The 17,044-nt window shown below is 69.9% G+C and carries 16 protein-coding genes; 8 read left to right on the top strand and 8 right to left on the bottom strand.

Going from position 1 to position 17,044, the window contains the following annotated elements:
• Nucleotides 1-59 precede the first annotated feature (59 nt).
• The 4 genes from nrdI to ACFXN1_RS09500 form a co-directional block, all read right to left on the bottom strand.
• Nucleotides 60-530: a class Ib ribonucleoside-diphosphate reductase assembly flavoprotein NrdI gene (nrdI, locus tag ACFXN1_RS09515; RefSeq protein ID WP_379438932.1), complete on the bottom strand. Its 471-nt coding sequence runs from the start codon at nucleotides 528-530 to the stop codon at nucleotides 60-62.
• Nucleotides 531-593: 63 nt separating this feature from the next.
• Nucleotides 594-833, bottom strand: coding sequence for a redoxin NrdH (locus ACFXN1_RS09510; RefSeq protein ID WP_040860114.1), 240 nt, complete (start codon nucleotides 831-833; stop codon nucleotides 594-596).
• Nucleotides 834-1,284: 451 nt separating this feature from the next.
• Entirely contained in the window at nucleotides 1,285-2,133 is an 849-nt protein-coding gene (locus ACFXN1_RS09505; RefSeq protein WP_379398800.1) for a G1 family glutamic endopeptidase, read from the bottom strand.
• A 158-nt stretch (nucleotides 2,134-2,291) separates the two neighbouring features.
• The gene (locus ACFXN1_RS09500; RefSeq protein WP_379438930.1) at nucleotides 2,292-2,858 is read right to left on the bottom strand and encodes an NAD(P)H-dependent oxidoreductase; all 567 of its coding nucleotides are present in this window, start codon (nucleotides 2,856-2,858) and stop codon (nucleotides 2,292-2,294) included.
• Between the two features lie 210 nt (nucleotides 2,859-3,068).
• On the opposite strand from ACFXN1_RS09500, the gene ACFXN1_RS09495 reads away from it, so the two are divergent.
• Together ACFXN1_RS09495 and nadE are read left to right on the top strand one after the other, a co-directional pair.
• Entirely contained in the window at nucleotides 3,069-3,647 is a 579-nt protein-coding gene (locus ACFXN1_RS09495; RefSeq protein ID WP_379438943.1) for a TetR/AcrR family transcriptional regulator, read from the top strand.
• Between the two features lie 29 nt (nucleotides 3,648-3,676).
• Nucleotides 3,677-4,513, top strand: coding sequence for an ammonia-dependent NAD(+) synthetase (nadE, locus tag ACFXN1_RS09490; protein WP_379438929.1), 837 nt, complete (start codon nucleotides 3,677-3,679; stop codon nucleotides 4,511-4,513).
• Between the two features lie 72 nt (nucleotides 4,514-4,585).
• On the opposite strand, the gene ACFXN1_RS09485 is transcribed toward nadE, so the two are convergent.
• The 3 genes from ACFXN1_RS09485 to moaA form a co-directional block, all read right to left on the bottom strand.
• Entirely contained in the window at nucleotides 4,586-4,984 is a 399-nt protein-coding gene (locus ACFXN1_RS09485) for a DUF1003 domain-containing protein (protein ID WP_379398803.1), read from the bottom strand.
• Between the two features lie 90 nt (nucleotides 4,985-5,074).
• A complete protein-coding gene (locus ACFXN1_RS09480) occupies nucleotides 5,075-5,317 on the bottom strand; it encodes a MoaD/ThiS family protein (RefSeq protein ID WP_354835084.1) in 243 nt (80 codons plus the stop codon).
• On the bottom strand, nucleotides 5,310-6,368 hold the full coding sequence (moaA, locus tag ACFXN1_RS09475; RefSeq protein WP_379463539.1) for a GTP 3',8-cyclase MoaA: 1,059 nt from the start codon (nucleotides 6,366-6,368) through the stop codon (nucleotides 5,310-5,312). Before moaA ends, ACFXN1_RS09480 begins: the two co-directional genes overlap by 8 nt.
• Before the next feature lie 107 nt (nucleotides 6,369-6,475).
• Between moaA and glp the strand changes: the two genes are divergently transcribed.
• The 4 genes from glp (at nucleotide 6,476) to pucL (ending at nucleotide 10,255) form a co-directional block, all read left to right on the top strand.
• A complete protein-coding gene (glp, locus tag ACFXN1_RS09470; RefSeq protein WP_379438926.1) occupies nucleotides 6,476-7,681 on the top strand; it encodes a gephyrin-like molybdotransferase Glp in 1,206 nt (401 codons plus the stop codon).
• 33 nt (nucleotides 7,682-7,714) lie between these two features.
• Nucleotides 7,715-8,743: a bifunctional molybdenum cofactor biosynthesis protein MoaC/MoaB gene (gene moaCB / locus ACFXN1_RS09465; protein ID WP_379438924.1), complete on the top strand. Its 1,029-nt coding sequence runs from the start codon at nucleotides 7,715-7,717 to the stop codon at nucleotides 8,741-8,743.
• A complete protein-coding gene (locus ACFXN1_RS09460; protein WP_379438923.1) occupies nucleotides 8,736-9,155 on the top strand; it encodes a molybdenum cofactor biosynthesis protein MoaE in 420 nt (139 codons plus the stop codon). The genes moaCB and ACFXN1_RS09460 overlap by 8 nt, the downstream gene beginning before the upstream one ends.
• 179 nt (nucleotides 9,156-9,334) lie before the next feature.
• Nucleotides 9,335-10,255 carry a factor-independent urate hydroxylase gene (gene pucL, locus ACFXN1_RS09455; RefSeq protein WP_379438921.1) on the top strand — a complete coding sequence of 307 codons (921 nt, stop codon included), beginning with the start codon at nucleotides 9,335-9,337 and terminating at the stop codon, nucleotides 10,253-10,255.
• On the opposite strand, the gene ACFXN1_RS09450 is transcribed toward pucL, so the two are convergent.
• Entirely contained in the window at nucleotides 10,237-11,847 is a 1,611-nt protein-coding gene (locus tag ACFXN1_RS09450; RefSeq protein ID WP_379463538.1) for a helix-turn-helix domain-containing protein, read from the bottom strand. The genes pucL and ACFXN1_RS09450 overlap by 19 nt on opposite strands.
• A gap of 118 nt (nucleotides 11,848-11,965) precedes the next feature.
• On the opposite strand from ACFXN1_RS09450, the gene ACFXN1_RS09445 reads away from it, so the two are divergent.
• Together ACFXN1_RS09445 and ACFXN1_RS09440 are read left to right on the top strand one after the other, a co-directional pair.
• Complete coding sequence (locus tag ACFXN1_RS09445) at nucleotides 11,966-13,084, top strand: CobW family GTP-binding protein (protein ID WP_379438917.1); 1,119 nt, start codon at nucleotides 11,966-11,968, stop codon at nucleotides 13,082-13,084.
• 748 nt (nucleotides 13,085-13,832) lie between these two features.
• The gene (locus ACFXN1_RS09440) at nucleotides 13,833-17,036 is read left to right on the top strand and encodes a carboxyl transferase domain-containing protein (protein ID WP_379438916.1); all 3,204 of its coding nucleotides are present in this window, start codon (nucleotides 13,833-13,835) and stop codon (nucleotides 17,034-17,036) included.
• Nucleotides 17,037-17,044 lie beyond the last annotated feature (8 nt).

The raw sequence follows: 17,044 nt of genomic DNA, 5'->3' as shown, positions 1-17,044 counted from the left end.
CGCGTTGAGGGCGTGATAGTCCAGTCCCTCGGTCGCGGAGTCGCCGCTGACGGGGCGCTCTACGCGGGCAGTCTTTCCGACCGGTGCTGTTGTCGTTGCCAAAACAATCCCAATCCCTCTCGGACGCGCTCTACGTCCTCGGCAGTTCCCATGAGTTCGAAGCGATACAGGTACGGGACCCCTGCCTTACGTGAGATCACTTCTCCCGCATAGCAGTACGTATCGCCGAAGTTCGTGTTGCCGCTCGCGATCACGCCGCGCAGCAGGGCGCGGTTGTGCGGGTCGTTGAGGAACTTGGCCACCTGGCGGGGCACGAATTCCTTGTCGGATCGCTGCCCACCCAAAACGTGCCGACCTCCCCCGTAGGTGGGGACGATCAGCACGAAGGGTTGGTCGACGCGAAGCGAGTCAGCGGTGTGAAGCGGTATGCGAACGGCGGGCAGGCCCAGTCGTTCGACGAAGCGGTGCGTGTTCTCCGAAGCGCTCGAGAAGTAGACCAGATTCGGTGTCGCGCTGGACATCTCGGTCATCTCCCCTCCTTTCGATTCGGACGAACCTGCAGGAGGCCGCCGGCCCTGACCGGCGGCGCGGCGTCAGGCGACGGCGACGATGTCGGCCAGAGCCTTGATGCGGTCCGGGCGGAAGCCGGACCAGTGATCGTCACCGGCGACGACGACGGGGGCCTGCAGGTAGCCCAGGGCCATGACGTAGTCGCGGGCTTCGGGGTTCTCGGAGATGTCGATGACGCTGTAGTCGACACCAGCCTTGTCGAGGGCGCGGTACGTGGCGTTGCACTGGACACAAGCGGGCTTGGTGTAAACGGTGATGGTCATTGGTATCCCCTTCTCCTTAGCCTTTGATCTGTCTGCAGTGCACGGCTCAAACAAGATCCACGTAGTAAGTGCGCAAACCCCTGGAAGTGGAACCGAAGCCCCTGGTCGCTCGGTGAATTTCGAGGTGTTCACCTAGTGGCCTTCCAGCTCCCAAGACACTACACCTAGTGGCCGACAGATTCATACAACACGACATGTTGCGACTCACAAAGGTGAAATTCCGGTGTCGTAAGTACCTGGACACTCGATTCGCAACTCGACACGACTGCGACGCACATCACAATTTCGGCATTCAGTTCATTTCCAGCAAACACACCATCACCGCTGATCAACACCCATCCCACGAGTCACAGCAGACTCGAGCGACCACCCGGTTTGCCACCCGGCCGAGCCCTGCCCCAATTCCAGGGTCCCCCGCTCCGCTCGGCGTGTCGCGGCGTTTGTGCCCGCTCTACCGGATGGTGAAGGACGCGCCGTCGATCGGACCGGGCGTCAGCAACCGATTGGTGGCCGCGATCCCGTAGGCGTCGGCGTCGTAGGCCGCCAGTGGCAGACCGTCGATGGTGATGTCGGTGAAGGTGATCGGATCGAAACCGGGCAGCGCGCCGCTGAGATGGCCCTCGACGATGATCTCCGCGGTATGGGCGGGCACCGGAGAGGCGGAGACCGTGGTGCGGGACCACTTCGCGGTGCGGTTCTCCAGCGTCATGACGTAGCGCCCGCGGTCCCAGCTGACCACCGAATGCATGGTGTCGCCAGGCCGGACCACCACGTCGTCGTAACTCACCGGCGCGTCGGGATAGCGCTCCCACCAGCCGTCGACCTGCGTATCGGGGGTGCAGGCACCACCGAAGAGACCGAGCGAGCACAGGCCGTCCGCGGCCGCGCCCAGCAGGTCGGACAGCTTGCCCCCGGCGTTCATGACCGTCCCGGCCAGGTCCGGATCGGCGTACGCCAGGCCCGCGGCGGCGGATTCGACCTGCAGACCCGGCAGGGCCGCGTACACGGCTACGTCACTGGCGCACAGGGATTCGACGCCGGTCTGCACGAGCGGGAGTGCGACCTGATTGTCGAGCCCGGCGGCGCCGTTCAATCCCACCCAGGGCACCACGCGCTGCAGGATGCCCGGATCGAGACAGTCCACCCGCGGCTGCACCCAGGTGGCGCTGACCTCCCGGAACTCCCCCCGCACCACGTACCCGGCCCAGTTGCCCAGGTAGAGACGGACATACGACTCGGCCGCCGCGTCGGCCGCATTGACCACCACCGAGGCGGCGGAGACGGCCAGGGTAACCGCCATGAAACAACGGCCTAACACAGTGTTGCCCGTTGATAGCTTCATGGTGTGACGGTAGCCCGATTTGTCCGAGAAAAGCTACAGGCCACGACTCAAAAGCCGTGGCCTTGTGCTGAATTCAGCGAGTAATCACTGCGTATGCCGAGTGTTCGCCCGAGCTGTCAGACGTTCGCCCGCGCGTTGGCGGTCTCCGCCAGCAGGTGCACGGTGGCGGCCAGCTGGGTCAGGGCCTCCGCATCGTCGGCCGGGTGGGTCTCACCGAAGCGCTGGCCGATGACGCCGAAGTTCAGCGACGCCGCCTCGACCACCTTCGCACCGGCCACGCCGAGCGCCTTGACGGCGTCGTCGTGCGACCACTTGGCGGCGTTCGGGCTGATCGACGCGGAGATGACCGCGGCCGGGAAATCCTTGAGCGCGCCCGCGCCGTACGGACGGGAGGCCCAGTCGATGGCGTTCTTCAGCACGGCCGGCAGGGTGCCGTTGTATTCGGGGGTCACCAGCAGCAGCGCGTCGGCGGCGCCGACGGCGTCACGCAGCGCCTGTGCGGTGGCCGGGACCTTGCCCTCGGCGTCGACGTCCTCGTTGTAGAAAGGAATCTCACCGAGTCCCTCGTAGATCGCGAGCTCGACGCCCTCCGGGGCGGCCTTCGCGGCGGCCTCGGCGAGGCGGCGGTTGATCGACGCGGCGCGGAGGCTGCCGACCAGAACGAGAATGCGGGTCTGCGACATGATGATCACTCCAAGGGTTACTGACTCAGCAGCGGAACTTTCGATAGACTGTAACCGGACTGCAGTCCGCTTACATTCCCGGGTAGGAGCAGAGAGCCTGTGACACGCGACACCTCACCGGATGAGGTCGTTCCGGCCCTGCCGAGCATCGCGCTGCCGATCGAACCCGTCGGCACGCAGCGGCCGCCCGCGCACTCGGTGCCGCTGCTCATGCCCGGCAGCAGCCATGAGCGCAGCGACGCCGCCCGCAACCGGCAGCTGCTGCTCGATGCCGCCGAACAGCTGGTCCGCGAGTGCGGCGCGGACGGCGTCACCATGGACGCGGTCGCCAAGCTGGCCGGCGTCGGCAAGGGCACGGTGTTCCGGCGCTTCGGCAATCGGGCCGGGCTCATGCTGGCACTGCTCGACCAATCCGATCAGAAACTCCAGTGGGCCTACATGTTCGGGCCGCCGCCACTGGGCCCGGGCGCGCCGCCCGTGGAGCGGCTGATCGCCTTCGGGCGCGCGCGCCTGGCCCTGGTCGAGGTGGAGGGCGACGTGCGCAAGAACGCCGACATCGGCGGGCAGTACTCCGGCCCGCCCTACAACATCGCGAAAACCCATGTCGCCCTGCTGCTCCGGCAGGCGGGCGCGCCCGGCGACATCTCGCTGACCGCCGACACGCTGCTGGCCAGCCTGGACGCCGGGCTGGTGCTGCACCAGATCCGCGAACTGCGCTACACCCTGGACCAGGTGGGCGATCACTGGGAACACCTGGTCCGGCAGGTGACCGCTCCCGTCGGTCAATAGAGCCGCAGGCCGTTCAGTAGAGTGTGGCCATGGGGAACCTGCGCGCACAGATCATCGCCGAATTGGGCGTCCTGCCGGACATCGAACCGAAAACCGAAGTGCGGCGGCGCATCGACTTCCTCAAGGATTATCTGCGCTCCACGCCCGCGACCGGTTTCGTGCTCGGCATCAGCGGCGGCCAGGACTCCACCCTCACCGGTCGCCTGTGCCAGCTCGCCGCCGAGGAGCTGCGCGCCGAGGGCCACGTCGCCACCTTCGTGGCCGCGCGCCTGCCCTATGGCGTCCAGTTCGACGAGGAAGACGCCCAGATCGCCCTGCGGTTCATTCAGCCCGACCGGTCGGTCGTGGTGAACGTCAAGCCCAGCGCGGACGCCGCCGCCGGAGAAGCCGCTCTCGGCATCGTGGAACTGCACGAGGAGCCCCGCCTGCGAGACTTCGTGCGCGGCAACATCAAAGCCCGCGAGCGCATGCTGCTGCAGTACGCCATCGCCGGTCAGCTCAACATGCTGGTCGTCGGCACCGACCACGCCGCCGAAGCGGTCACCGGCTTCTTCACCAAGTACGGTGACGGCGGCGTCGACATCACCCCGCTGACCGGTCTCACCAAGCGTCAGGGCGCGGCGCTGCTACAGGAACTCGGCGCACCGCCGAGCGTCTGGCAGAAGGTCCCGACCGCCGACCTCGAGGACGATCGCCCCTCCCTTCCCGACGAGGAAGCCTTGGGCCTCGAGTACTCCCAGATCGACGACTACCTCGAGGGCAAGCCCGTCGCCCCCGAGGTCTCCGAGCGGGTCGAGACCATCTTCCGGAACACCCGCCACAAGCGCACCGTCCCGGTGACCCCGCTCGACACCTGGTGGAAGTAGCCCGCTCCGGACCTCGTGCCCGCTGCGCTCACGCGCAGTGGGCACATCTGTGAATCGAGCAGCGGGCGCTGCTCATTTCTGATCCGCGTCCTCGATGAGGCGGCGGTGCAGCTCGGCCGTCATGGCGTGAATGGCCCGGGTCAGTTCGGTATTGGTCTTGAGCTCGAGTTCCTGCTCCTGGAAATCGTGATCGGCCTTGGCCTGCTGGAAATCGGCCTGGCGGTTCTGGCCGATCATGACGAAGGTGGACAGGAAGATCGCTTCCAGGGAGACCACCAGGGTCAGGGTGGGCCAGGGGCTCTTCTCGAGGAAGATCATCCACACCGCGAAGCCGATCGCGTGGATGTAGACGAAGGGCATCGAGCCCGCGAACTTCGTGATCCAGTCGGCCACGCGCAGCTGGAGACTGGCGGCACGATCCTGCCGCACTTTCGCGACGGCGGGGTGCTGGGGCCGGGGGGCGTGCGTCATTCGGATCGGTCTCCTGGCGAGGCGTGCGGGGACCGGCGAATGTTAGCGCCCGGCAGTGAAATTCGCGGCGGCGCGGCGCTGCGCCGCGGGTCAGCCGCCCGCGAACGGGGGCAGCACGTCCACGCGCGGGGAGAGCGGGGTGGCCGCGTCGCGGGTGAGTTCGTCGCCGATGAGGTAGGCGCAGACCTTCAGCATGGGGTCCAGCTTCGGGCCGTAGACCGCCGAGAGGGTGGTGCGCAGGTCGGCGACGGTGGCCCCGGACGGCAGGTCCAGGGTTTCCTTTTCCTTGCCGACCGCATCGGCGATCGCGGCGAAATAGCGGACCTCAACCACCGATGGCTCCCATCGTTCGTTCGGGCGGAACGAAGCCGGCGGCGTCGATGCCGTGCCCGGCCGATTTGTTCCACATGGCGCCGCGCCACAGTCCGGCGATATCGGCGTCGGTCGCGCCGGACCGCAGCGCGGCGCGAATGTCGTACTCCTGGTCGCTGAACAGGCAGGAGCGGATCCGGCCGTCGGCGGTCAGGCGGGTGCGGTCGCAGTCGGCGCAGAACTTGCGGGTCACGGTGGCGATGATGCCGACCGTCGCCGGCCCGCCGTCGACCAGCCAGCGTTCGGCGGGCGCGGAGGGATCCTCGCGGCCGGTCTCGGTCAGGTCGAAGCGGGTGCCGAGCACGTCGAGGAGTTCGGCGGCGGTGATCATATTGGCGCGCGCCCACTCGTGGTCGGCGTCCAGCGGCATCTCCTCGATGAACCGCAGCTCCGCGCCCTCGTCCAGGCACCACTGCAGCAGATCGGCCGCGCCGTCCAGGGTTTCGCGCATGAGCACCGCGTTCACCTTGAGCGGGGCGAGCCCGGCCGCGATGGCGGCGCGGATCCCGGCCAGCACCGAATCGAGGCGATCCCGGCGGGTGAGCCGGTGGAAGCCGTCGCGGTCCACGGTGTCGAGCGAGACATTGATGCGCCGCAGCCCGGCCGCGGCCAGTCCGCGCGCCCGATGCTCGAGCCCGACGCCATTGGTGGTCATGGCGAGCGGCGTATCCGGCAGCGCCGCATGGCAACCGGCGACGATGCTTTCCAGATCGCGCCGCATGAGCGGTTCGCCGCCGGTGAATCGCACCTCGTGCACACCCAGTTCGCGGACCGCGAGCGTCACCAGGCGGACGATCTCCTCGGTGGAGAGCAGTTCGTCGGCGGGGATGGGTGGCAGGCCCTCCTCCGGCATGCAGTAGGTGCAGCGCAGCGAGCACTTCTCGGTGATGGATACCCGCAGGTCCCGCGCGACCCGGCCGAAACGGTCCAGCAGCAGGGGCGTGTCCGGGCGTCCGTCCATCGCGGGCCGCCCGGTTCGCACAGCGGGCATACCCATCGCGACCACGGTCATGGCACCATTATTGCCGGGACCGCAAGTGTTCGTAGATTCCTACGAGGCGAGCCCGGCGAACAGCCGGTCACGGCCTGGAGGATCCACCCGCGTATAGGCTCACCGGCATGAGTTCCCGGCACGCGCTAGCCCCGGCCCGACCCGTCGATGACCACCGCCGACGCATCGAGGATGTGCTCCGGCCGCTGGCCGGGCGCTCCGCCCAGACGGTGCCGATGGACCGGGCGCTGGGGCGGCGGCTGGCCGTGGATGTGTACGCGCCCCTGGATCTGCCGGTGTTCCGGAACTCGGCCATGGACGGGTACGCGGTGCTCGCGGAGTCGGTGGCCATCGTCCCCGCGACCCTGCCGCTGGTCGGCGTAGTCGCGGCCGGGAACACCGAGCAGCTGACGCTGCCCGCTGGCAGCGCCGTCAAGGTGATGACCGGTGCACCCGTGCCGCCCGGGGCGGACTGCGTGGTGCCGGTGGAGCACACCGAGTCCGACGGCGTCACCGTGACGATCCGAACCAGCCGTGCCAGAGGCGATTTCGTGCGCGAGCCGGGCACCGATGTGCGCGCCGGGCAGTTGCTGGCGGCCGCGGGCACCCTGCTGCGGCCCCGGCACATCGCGGCGCTGGCGGCGGTCGGGCTGGGCGAGCTGTCGGTGCGGCGACCCGTGTACGCGGCAGTCCTGACCACCGGTGACGAACTGCGGCCCGCCGGGGCGACCCTGCTGCCCGGCCAGATCTTCAACTCGAACGGCATCGCACTGGCCGCGGCCCTCACCGACAACGGTGTCGAGGTGGTGTCGGTGGCGCATTCGACCGACGACCACGAGGAGTTCCGGGCCCGGCTGGCCGAGGCCGTGGCGCAGGCCGATGTGGTGTTCACCTCCGGCGGCGTCTCCATGGGCGACTTCGAGGTCGTCAAGGAGGTGCTGTCGGCGCGGGGCGGCGAATTCGGCGCGGTGGCAATGCAACCCGGCGGCCCGCAGGGGCTGAGCATGGTGGACGAGGTGCCGGTGCTGAGCTTCCCGGGCAATCCGGTGAGCACCATGGTGTCCTTCGAGGTCTTCGCGCGGCCCATCCTGCGCGAGCTGGCGGGCCTGCCCGCGCTGCCGATTTCCGAACTGCCACTGCTGGAACCGGTCCGGTCCCCCGCCGGGAAGCGGCAGTTCCTGCGCGGCAAGCTCGCCGAGGGCGGGGTGGCGCTGGTGTCGGGCCAGGGCTCACATCTGATCGCCGCCATGGCCCACGCCGATGTCCTCATCGATGTTCCGGCCACCGCGACCGAGCTGCCGGCGGGCACGATTGTCGAGGTCCGGCCGCTGTGAACGACACGTTCTCCCTGTGCCAAGGTGGTTGCCATGAGTGAGTTGTCGCATGTCGACCGTGAAGGTCGCGCCCGCATGGTCGATGTGAGCGCGAAGGCCGACACCGCGCGCATCGCGGTCGCCGCGGGCGAACTGCAGACCACCGCGGAGGTCATCCGGCTGGTCCGCGCCGACGACATGCCCAAGGCCGATGTGCTCAGCACCGCGCGCATCGCCGGCATCAACGGCGCGAAGAAGACCTCCGAGCTGATTCCGCTGTGCCATCAGCTGGCGCTGTCGTCGGTGACCGTGAACTTCGGTTTCACCGACACCACCATCACCATCGAGGCGAGCGCCAAGACCAAGGGCCCGACCGGCGTCGAGATGGAGGCGCTGACCGCGGTCGCGGTCGCGGGCCTCACGCTGCACGACATGGTGAAGGCGGTGGATCCGGCCGCCACCCTGAACGGGGTGCGGCTGATCACCAAAGAGGGTGGGAAGCACGGGCATTGGGTGCGGCCGGAGGCCGAGGCCCACCACGGCGAGCACCACCACCGGCACGAGAAGCACGAAAAGACTGCTGCCGCAACGACTCCGCTCGCAGGCACGGGCCGGACGGCCACCGTCGTGGTCGCTTCGACCGGGGTCGCCGCCGGTAGCCGCGAGGACACCACCGGCCCCGTTCTGACCGAATGGCTGGGCGCGCAGGGCTTCTCGGTGCGCGGGCCGCTGGTGTTCGCGGACGCGGATATCGCCTTCGGCCTCGCGAATGCACTGTCCACCGAGCCGGATCTGGTCATCAGCACGGGCGGCACGGGGGCCTCCCCCACCGACGCCACCCCGGAGGCGACGCTGGCCCTGCTCGATCGGGAGCTGCCGGGCGTGGCCGACGCCATCCGCCAGGCGGGCACCGCCAAGTTCCCGCTCGCCGCGCTCAGCCGGGGCGTGGCGGGCCTGGCCGGACGCACCGTGATCGTCAATCTGCCCGGTTCGCCGGGCGGGGTGAAGGACGGCATGGCCGTACTGACACCGCTTCTCGAACATCTGCTGGCCCAGGTGGCCGGAGGAGGCAGCCATGAGTGAACTGCTGGCCCGGATCAGCGATCAACCGCTGGATCCGGCCGAGGTGGAGCGGGCGGTGAGCGGGCCGGAGCACGGCGGCATCGTGGTGTTCACCGGCAAGGTGCGCGATCACGATGGCGGGCAATCGGTTTCGGCGCTGGAGTACTCGGCGCACCCGCAGGCCGAGGAGTTCCTGCGCAAGGTGTGCACGGAAGTCGGCGAGTCCTCCGGACTGCCGGTGGCGGCCGTGCACCGCATCGGCCCCCTGACCATCGGCGATCTCGCGATCGTCGTCGCCGTCGCCGCGCCCCACCGCGCCGAAGCCTTCACCACCTGCGCCGAACTGGTCGACCGCATCAAGCACGAGGTCCCCATCTGGAAGCGCCAGATGTTCACCGACGGCCTCTCGGAATGGGTCAACGCCTGCGGGTGATCCGGCCGGCAAAGCGTCGATCGATCGTCAGGCTGGGCAGCGCCGGCGCCGCGAGGCTTTGTCCGATTCGCCCAAACGTCGTGGTGGCGGAGTACGGCGTTTTGTCCTCGGAACCAGCGTGTGCGGCGGCTCCCGTACGTCACAGTGGGCACAGTGATCAGCGACGACGGGAGGCGACCATGAGCGAAGCCGGCGGCCGGATCGTGCTCGGCCCGCACCAGTACGGCAAGGCCGAGAACCGGGTGGTGCGCATCTACCGCGATACCGCCCGGCACGAGATCCGGGACCTGAACGTGTCCTCGTGTCTGCGCGGCGCGTTCGACGACGCGCACACCGTCGGCGATCAGGGCGCGGTGCTGCCGACGGATTCGCAGAAGCAGACCATCTACACCTACGCCAAGCTCCACGGCGACGGCAGCATCGAGGAGTACGGGCTGGCACTGGGCCGGCATTTCGTCGACGACATCGAGCCCGTGGATTCGGCGCGTCTCGAGATCGAAGAGTATGCGTGGCAACGGGTTCCGGTCGGCGGCAGCGGGCACGACCACACCTGGACGCGGGTGGGGCCGGAGGTGCGGATCGCGGCGATCACCGTGAGCGGGACCGGTACGGACCGCCGCGAGTGGGTGATCGGGGGCGTCAAGGATCTGGTGATCCTCAAGTCCACGGGTTCGGAGTTCGCGGGTTTCCTCGAAGACCCGTTCACCGTCCTCGAACCCGCCTCCGACCGGATCCTGGCCACCAGCCTGATCGCCCGCTGGCGCTTCGCCACCCCACCCGAGGACTGGGATGCCGCCTACCACGGGATCCGCGCCGTCATGGTCGAGACCTTCGCGATCCTGCACTCGAAGGCCCTGCAGCAGACCCTCTTCGAGATGGGCCGGGCCGCGCTGGCGGCGTATCCGTGCCTGGCGGAGATCCGCATGTCGGCCCCCAACAAACACCACTTCGCCTATGACACAGACCGTTTCGGCGTCCCGAACCAGGGCGAGGTCTTCCACGCCGACGACCGCCCCTACGGCCTGATTCAGGCGAGTGTGCTGCGCGAGGGCGCCCCGGACGCCGGAACCGCCTGGGATCCCTACACCGGCGCGGTCTGACCGGCCAGCGTGCGCACCGCCAGATACAGATCCAGCCGATCGTCGAGCCGCCTGAGATCGCGCCCGGTGAGCTCCTCGATCCGGCCGATCCGATAACGAACGGTATTGAGGTGCAGGTGCATTCGATCGGCCGCCTGCCGCCACGAGCCTTCGCACCCGAGAAACACCTCCAGGGTCTCCAGCAGTCCGGCCCCGTGCCGCCGGTCGTACTCCAGCACCGGACCCAGTACGCGTTCGGCGAATCGCCGCTGGAGGCCGCCGGGCACCGCGGTGAGCAGGCCGACGGCCGAATCGATATCGGCTACCCGCAGGCTGACTGGTTCTGCGGCGTTGCGGGCCGCGGTGGCGGCGGCGGCCGCCGCGCCGATCGCACCCGCCAGGGTCTCCTCCGGCTGCCGGGCGCCCACACCGACCGCGATCCGAATCTCGGTGAGCGCCGGTGTGATTCGCCCGAGACGGCGGACCACCGCGGCCGCGATGCCGTCCTGGGTTCCGGCCGTCACGCCGACCAGCCTGCCTTCGCGGTCGATCGACGTGGCGATATCCGGCAGGGCGTCGTGCAGGGCCGCGCGTACGGTCGGCAGTCCGGCGGACGAATCGGCCCAGGTCGAAACCTGCTGCGGTGCCACAGGTCCCGCACTGTGAGCCGGTGCCCCCGCCCGTTCGATGGCGCCCGAGACACCCCCGGGCAGCGGTCGGCGCTGCGGCGCATCCGGTTTCCGTGAGCCGGTCAGCCCATCGGCGGCGTGGACCTCGCAGACGAGAGCCACCTCGCACCGGTCCGCCCGTTCGGTGAACGGCACCGGAAAGCGGTCGGCCAGTTCCCAATCCAGGTGCTGCCGGTCGGCGCGACGCTGCCGATACAGCTCCGCCACGGCCGCCAGATCCGCGCCGAACGGGTCGAGTTCCGGGGCCGACGGGCGGATCACCAGGTACCAGGCGGTAATGCGGTCGCCCGCACCGACCTGGAGGACTCGCATCGCTCCGGTGGTGACCGCGGGCAGGCGCGGCGCGGTGAGCGCGGTGGCGACGATGCGATCGATGTCCGGCTCGGCCAGGTCCTCGGTGCCGGCGATGACCGTCCCGGTCGAGGTCAGGATCCAGGCCGAAACCCGCTGTTCCGCCGCGCAATCCGCGACCAGGGTCTCGATACCCGTCCCGGCGGCGACCGCGGTCAGCAGCCTGCGCTGCCGGTCGGCGCGCGATTGCACCCGCCGCCAGCGCACCTCCGCCGCCTGCTCGGCCAGGTACTCGATGATCCGGCTGAACGGCACGCTCTGCGGTGCGGACAACAGCGGCAATCCGTGCCGGCGACAGGCCTCGACCACGTCCTCGGGCACGTGCCCGTGCAGCGCCTGCCCGGCCACCACGCCGGCGACCCCGGCACCCGCCAGCAGGCCCACATAGCGGTCCGCGTCCGTCGCCTGCTGCCGCCACACCAATCCGGTACACACCAGCGCGCCCGGTGTCACGAAGGGCCGGGGGTCGGGCATGTCCGTCGCACAGACCCTGGCGACCGGCCGATCCAGTTCCCCCGCGTCCCCGTGCAGCAGCCGCATCCGCAACTGCGGCGCATCGAGAATGTCGCGCACCCGCACAGCGCACCTCCCGTGGTCGGTCCGGATAGTCCGTCACGGTAGGAGGCTGTTATTTCCACGCGGTTTCCGGCGTGCTGCGGCGGGCTCACAGCCGGTCGGTAGGGTGGTCGCCGTGAGCCGCCGCATTCCAGTCCTGATCGTGGCCGGATTCCTCGGCGCCGGGAAGACGACGCTGCTCAACCGGCTGCTGCGGACCCGGAGCACGCGAATCGGAGTGGTGGTCAACGACTTCGGCGCGGTCAATATCGACGCCATGCTGGTGGCCGGGCAGGTCGACGCCATGGTCTCGCTGGGCAACGGGTGCGTGTGCTGCGCGGTGGATGTCAGCGAACTGGACGACCTGTTCGACCGGCTGGCGCATCCCAGGCAGAAGATCGACGTCATCGTGGTGGAGGCCAGCGGACTGGCGGAGCCGCGCAATCTCATTCGCATGGTGGTGAACAGCGACAATCCGCGCATTCGCTATGGCGGGCTGGTCGAGGTGGTCGACGCCGAGCACTTCCCCGCGAGCCGCGAACTGCACCCGGAACTCGCGACGCATCTGCGGATGGCGGATCTGGTGGTGCTCAACAAGGCCGACCGCGTCGAGCCGGCCGCGCTGGAGCGGCTGCGGTCGGAGATCACCGGCCTGGTCGGTCAGGTCCCGGTGTATCCGACCAGCCATGGGCGCGTCGACCCGGGCCTGCTGTTCGACGTCCCCACCCGCGAACCGCACCGGCCGCGGGTCGGTGAACAGCTCAGCTTCGACGAGCTACTGCTCGACGAGCACACGGATGACGGGCACGGAGACCACCGTCATGAGCATGGAGACCACTGCCACGAGCACGGCGGGGACTGCCGCGACCACCGGCACCTGCACGACGCCTACGACAGCGTCTCCTTCACCTCCGACACCGACCTGAATCCGCGCGAACTCATTGCGCTACTGGAGGATCCGCCCGCCGGCCTGTTCCGCGCCAAGGGCGTGCTGGCCTTCGCCGTCCCCGACGACCCGCGAAAGTTCGTGCTGCACATGGTCGGCCGCCACATCACCATCGAGCCCACCGCCTGGACCCGTCACGAACCCCGGGTCAGCAACCTGGTCCTCATCGGCTCCGGCCTCGACGCCGGCGACGTCACCGCCCGCCTCCGCGCCACCGCCCATCTCGCCGGCGACCCCCTCGACGACCACGCCCTCCTCCCCGTCTGGCGCTACGTCGCCGACGACGACGCGCTTGTCGGCGAGGGCTGATTCCGCCTCGAGCTCTGCCCGCAGCTCCGCGACCTCGGCCGCCAGTTCGTCCCGCATCTGCTCGCGTTCGGCGAGGGCGGCCCGCATGGTCTCGACGCTGTCGTTCATCGCGGCCAGCCGCTGGTCGGCGCCCCTGAGCAGCCACTCCACCACGTCCCGCCGGCCGACGGCGGCGCTGGCGGCCTGGACCCACCCGACCACGTAGTCCACCCACTCCTGCGGCTTGGGCATGTCCTTGGGCTCGTCCCAGCCCTTGCGCTGGGCGGCCTTGGTGGACAGCACCAGCCCCGCCCGCTTCCCGCGCCCGGGCGAATTCAGTTCCGCCAGGGACAGTTTCCCGGCGCTGGTCACCACCGCCGTGAACCGGTACTTCCCCGCCAGGTGCATGCGCAGCTCGGCGGTCCCCCGCCCATCGGAATCCATGGCCCCCAGCCACGGCCCGTCCGCCGCCTCGATGATGGCCGCCAGAATTTCCAGCTGCCCCACCCCGCGCCGCAGCCGCGCCGCGGCCGTCCGCAGCGCACCCGGCGTGGCCGTCATCTGATCCCAATGCATGCCCCGAACATAGCCCCCGCCGCACCCGCCGCCGTGTTCGACTGGCCCGGTGAGTGATATGCCCGACCATCCGAATATCGAGCCGGCCGTCCGGTATCACCGAGCCGTCGCGGCCGGCGCCACCAACGCAACTACGACTGCTATGTCACGAAGTTCTGACCGTTCCGGGTGATTCGTGCCATAGCCTGGCGGCGTGCGAGTTGTGGAGCCTGGCGGCGTGCGAGTTGTGGTGGCGAATCGTGGTGAGGTCGCGGTCCGGGTGGTGCGGACGGCCCGGGAGCTCGGATATGTGACGGAGGTCCTGCACACCGCCGAGGACAGCGGAAGTCTGGCGGTCCGGCTGGCCGACCGGGCGCTCGTGCTGCCGGGCAGCGGCGCGGCGGGATACCTCGATGTCGAATCCGTGGTGCGGGCCGCGGCCGCCTGCGGACCGGGCGCGCTCGTGCACCCGGGGTACGGATTCCTCAGCGAGAGTGCGGAGTTCGCGGCGGCCTGCGCGGCGGCGGGGCTGACCTTCGCCGGGCCCGCACCGGATGTGCTGCGCATCTTCGGGGACAAGGTCGCGGCACGCGAGGCGGCCGCGCGGGCCGGGGCGGCCGTGCTGCCCGCGACCCGGGCCGGAGCCGGAACGGACGAGATCGCCGCGCTGCTCGCCGAACATCCCGGCGGCGTCATGGTGAAGGCCGCCGCGGGCGGCGGCGGCCGCGGCATGCGGCCCGTGACCGAGGCGGCGCTGCTGGCGGAGGCCGTCGAACGCTGCCGGGCCGAGGCCCGCGCCGGATTCGGCGACGACAGCGTCTACGCCGAAGCCCTGGTCGACCGGGCGCGGCACATCGAGGTGCAGGTGGTGGCCGACGGGCTCGGCGCGGTGGCGCTGGGCGACCGCGATTGCAGCGTGCAGCGGCGGCGGCAGAAGCTCATCGAGATCGCGCCCGCGCCGGAACTGCCCGCGGCCGTGCGGGATCGGGTGCAACGGGAGGCGGTACTGATCGCCGAGGCCGTGGGCTGCCGGGGCGTCATCACCGTGGAGTTCCTGGTGGACGGCACGAATGTCTGGTTCCTGGAGGTGAATCCGCGCCTGCAGGTCGAGCACACCGTGACCGAGGCGGTGACCGGCGTGGATCTGGTCGCGCTGCAACTGGACCTGGCACAGGGCCGCACACTGGCCGAACTCGACCTGCCCAAGAACGAGACCCGCGGCTACGCCGTGCAGGCGCGGGTCAATGCCGAACTGCTCGCGGCCGACGGCGCGGTGCTGCCCAGCACCGGCGTGATCAGCCGCTTCGACGCCCCGACCGGCACGGGCGTGCGGGTCGACACCGCCGCCCAGGTGGGGATGCGGCAAGGGGTGCAGTTCGATTCGCTGCTCGCGAAGATCATCGCGTCGGCGCCGTCGTACCGCGCCGCGCTGCAACGGTGTTCGGACGCGCTGGCCGAGACCGTGATCAGCGGCGTCGACACCAACCTGCACCTGCTGCGCGCCGTGCTGGCCGAACTCGGCGACGCGGGCCCGGTGAGCACGGCCTGGTTCGAGCAGCGCCTCGACGACCTGCGCTCCCGGGCAGAGGGTTTCGAGGATCCGACCGGACCGCAGCCGGTACGGCAGGCCGCTGCCGCCGAGCTCGATCTGGACGAAAACGAACAGGCCCTGCGCTCCCCGATGGGCGCCACCGTCGTCTCACTCTCCGAGCCCGGAACGGTGCTCGCCGCCGGAGCCGAGGTCGCGGTCCTGGAGGCCATGAAGATGCAGCACGTGCTGCGCGCGACCGAACCGCTGCGGGTGCTGCGGCACGCGGTCACACCGGGTGACGTGGTCGACCCGCACGCCATCCTGGTCACCTGGGTGGCCGCCGATCACGACGGCCCGGCCGCGGAATCGACCGTGGTGGACCTGGATTCGGTGCGCGCCGACCTCGCCGAGGTACTGGACCGCCACGACATCACCCTCGACGCCCGGCGCGAGACCGCAGTCGCCAAGCGGCATCGGCTCGGCCGCCGCACCGCCCGCGAGAACATCACCGACCTGGTCGATCCCGACAGCTTCGTCGAATACGGCGCGCTGGCGGTCGCCGCCCAGCGCAGCCGCCGCAGCCTCGAGGACCTGATCGCCAACACCCCCGCCGACGGCCTGATCGCGGGCGTGGCGACCATCAATGCCGGCCGCTTCGGCCCGGACCGCACCCGCGCACTGGTCATGTCCTACGACTACACCGTGCTCGCCGGCACCCAGGGCATGCGCAATCACGCCAAAACCGACCGCATGCTGGAACTGGCTCGCGAGCAACGGCTTCCGGTGGTCTTCTTCACCGAGGGCGGCGGCGGCCGGCCCGGCGACACCGACCACGGCGGCATCTCCGGCTTGGACGTCACCACCTTCCGCGCCATGGGCGCGCTGTCGGGCACCGTACCGCTCATCGGCATCGTCTCGGGCCGCTGCTTCGCCGGCAATGCCGCCCTGCTGGGCATGTGCGATGTCGTGATCGCCACCCCCGACGCCAATATCGGCATGGGCGGCCCCGCCATGATCGAGGGCGGCGGACTGGGCGTGTACGCGCCCGAGGACATCGGCCCGATCGAGGTGCAGCGCCGCAATGGCGTGGTCCACATCGTCGCCGCCGACGAGGCCGAGGCGGTCGATCTCGCCCGCCGCTACCTCTCGTACTTCCAAGGGGCGGACGCGGAGTGGGAAGCACCCGACCCCCGCCTGGCCCGGCACGTGGTGCCCGAGAACCGGCTGCGCGCCTTCGACATTCGCGCCGCCATCGACGCCATCGTGGATGTCGGGTCGGTGCTGGAACTGCGCCGGGACTGGGGCGTCGGCATCGTCACCGCCCTGGTCCGGGTCGAGGGCCGCCCCTTCGGCCTCATCGCCAACGACTGCCACCACCTGGGCGGCGCCATCGACGCACCGGCGGCCGACAAACTGTCCGTCTTCCTGCAGCTCTGCGGCGCCCACGGCCTGCCCATCGTGTCCCTCTGCGACACACCGGGTTTCATGGTCGGCCCCGAGGCCGAGGTGCACGCCACCGTCACCAAGTTCAGCCGCCTGTTCATCGACGCCGCCGCCCTCGACGTGCCCTTCGGCACCGTCATCCTGCGCAAGGGCTACGGCCTGGGCGCACAGGCGATGGCGGCGGGTTCCTTCCGCGCACCCCGCTTCGTGATCGCCTGGCCCACCGGCGAGATCGGCGGCATGGGCCTGGAGGGCGCGGTCCGCCTGGGCTTCGCCAAGGAGCTGGCCGCCATCGAGGATCCGGCGCAGCGGCAGGCCGCCTTCGACGCACTGGTCCAGGCGGCCTACGACAGCGGCAAGGCCCTCACCGCCGCAACGGTTCTCGAACTCGACGACGTCATCGACCCGGCCGACACCCGCCGCTGGGTGCGGACCCTGCGCTGAGCGAACTC

The organism is Nocardia sp. NPDC059154 (genome assembly GCF_042755705.1).
GTDB lineage: Bacteria > Actinomycetota > Actinomycetes > Mycobacteriales > Mycobacteriaceae > Nocardia.
The sequence above is the reverse complement of the archived record's forward strand: the minus strand, read 5'-3'. Positions and strand labels throughout refer to the sequence as shown.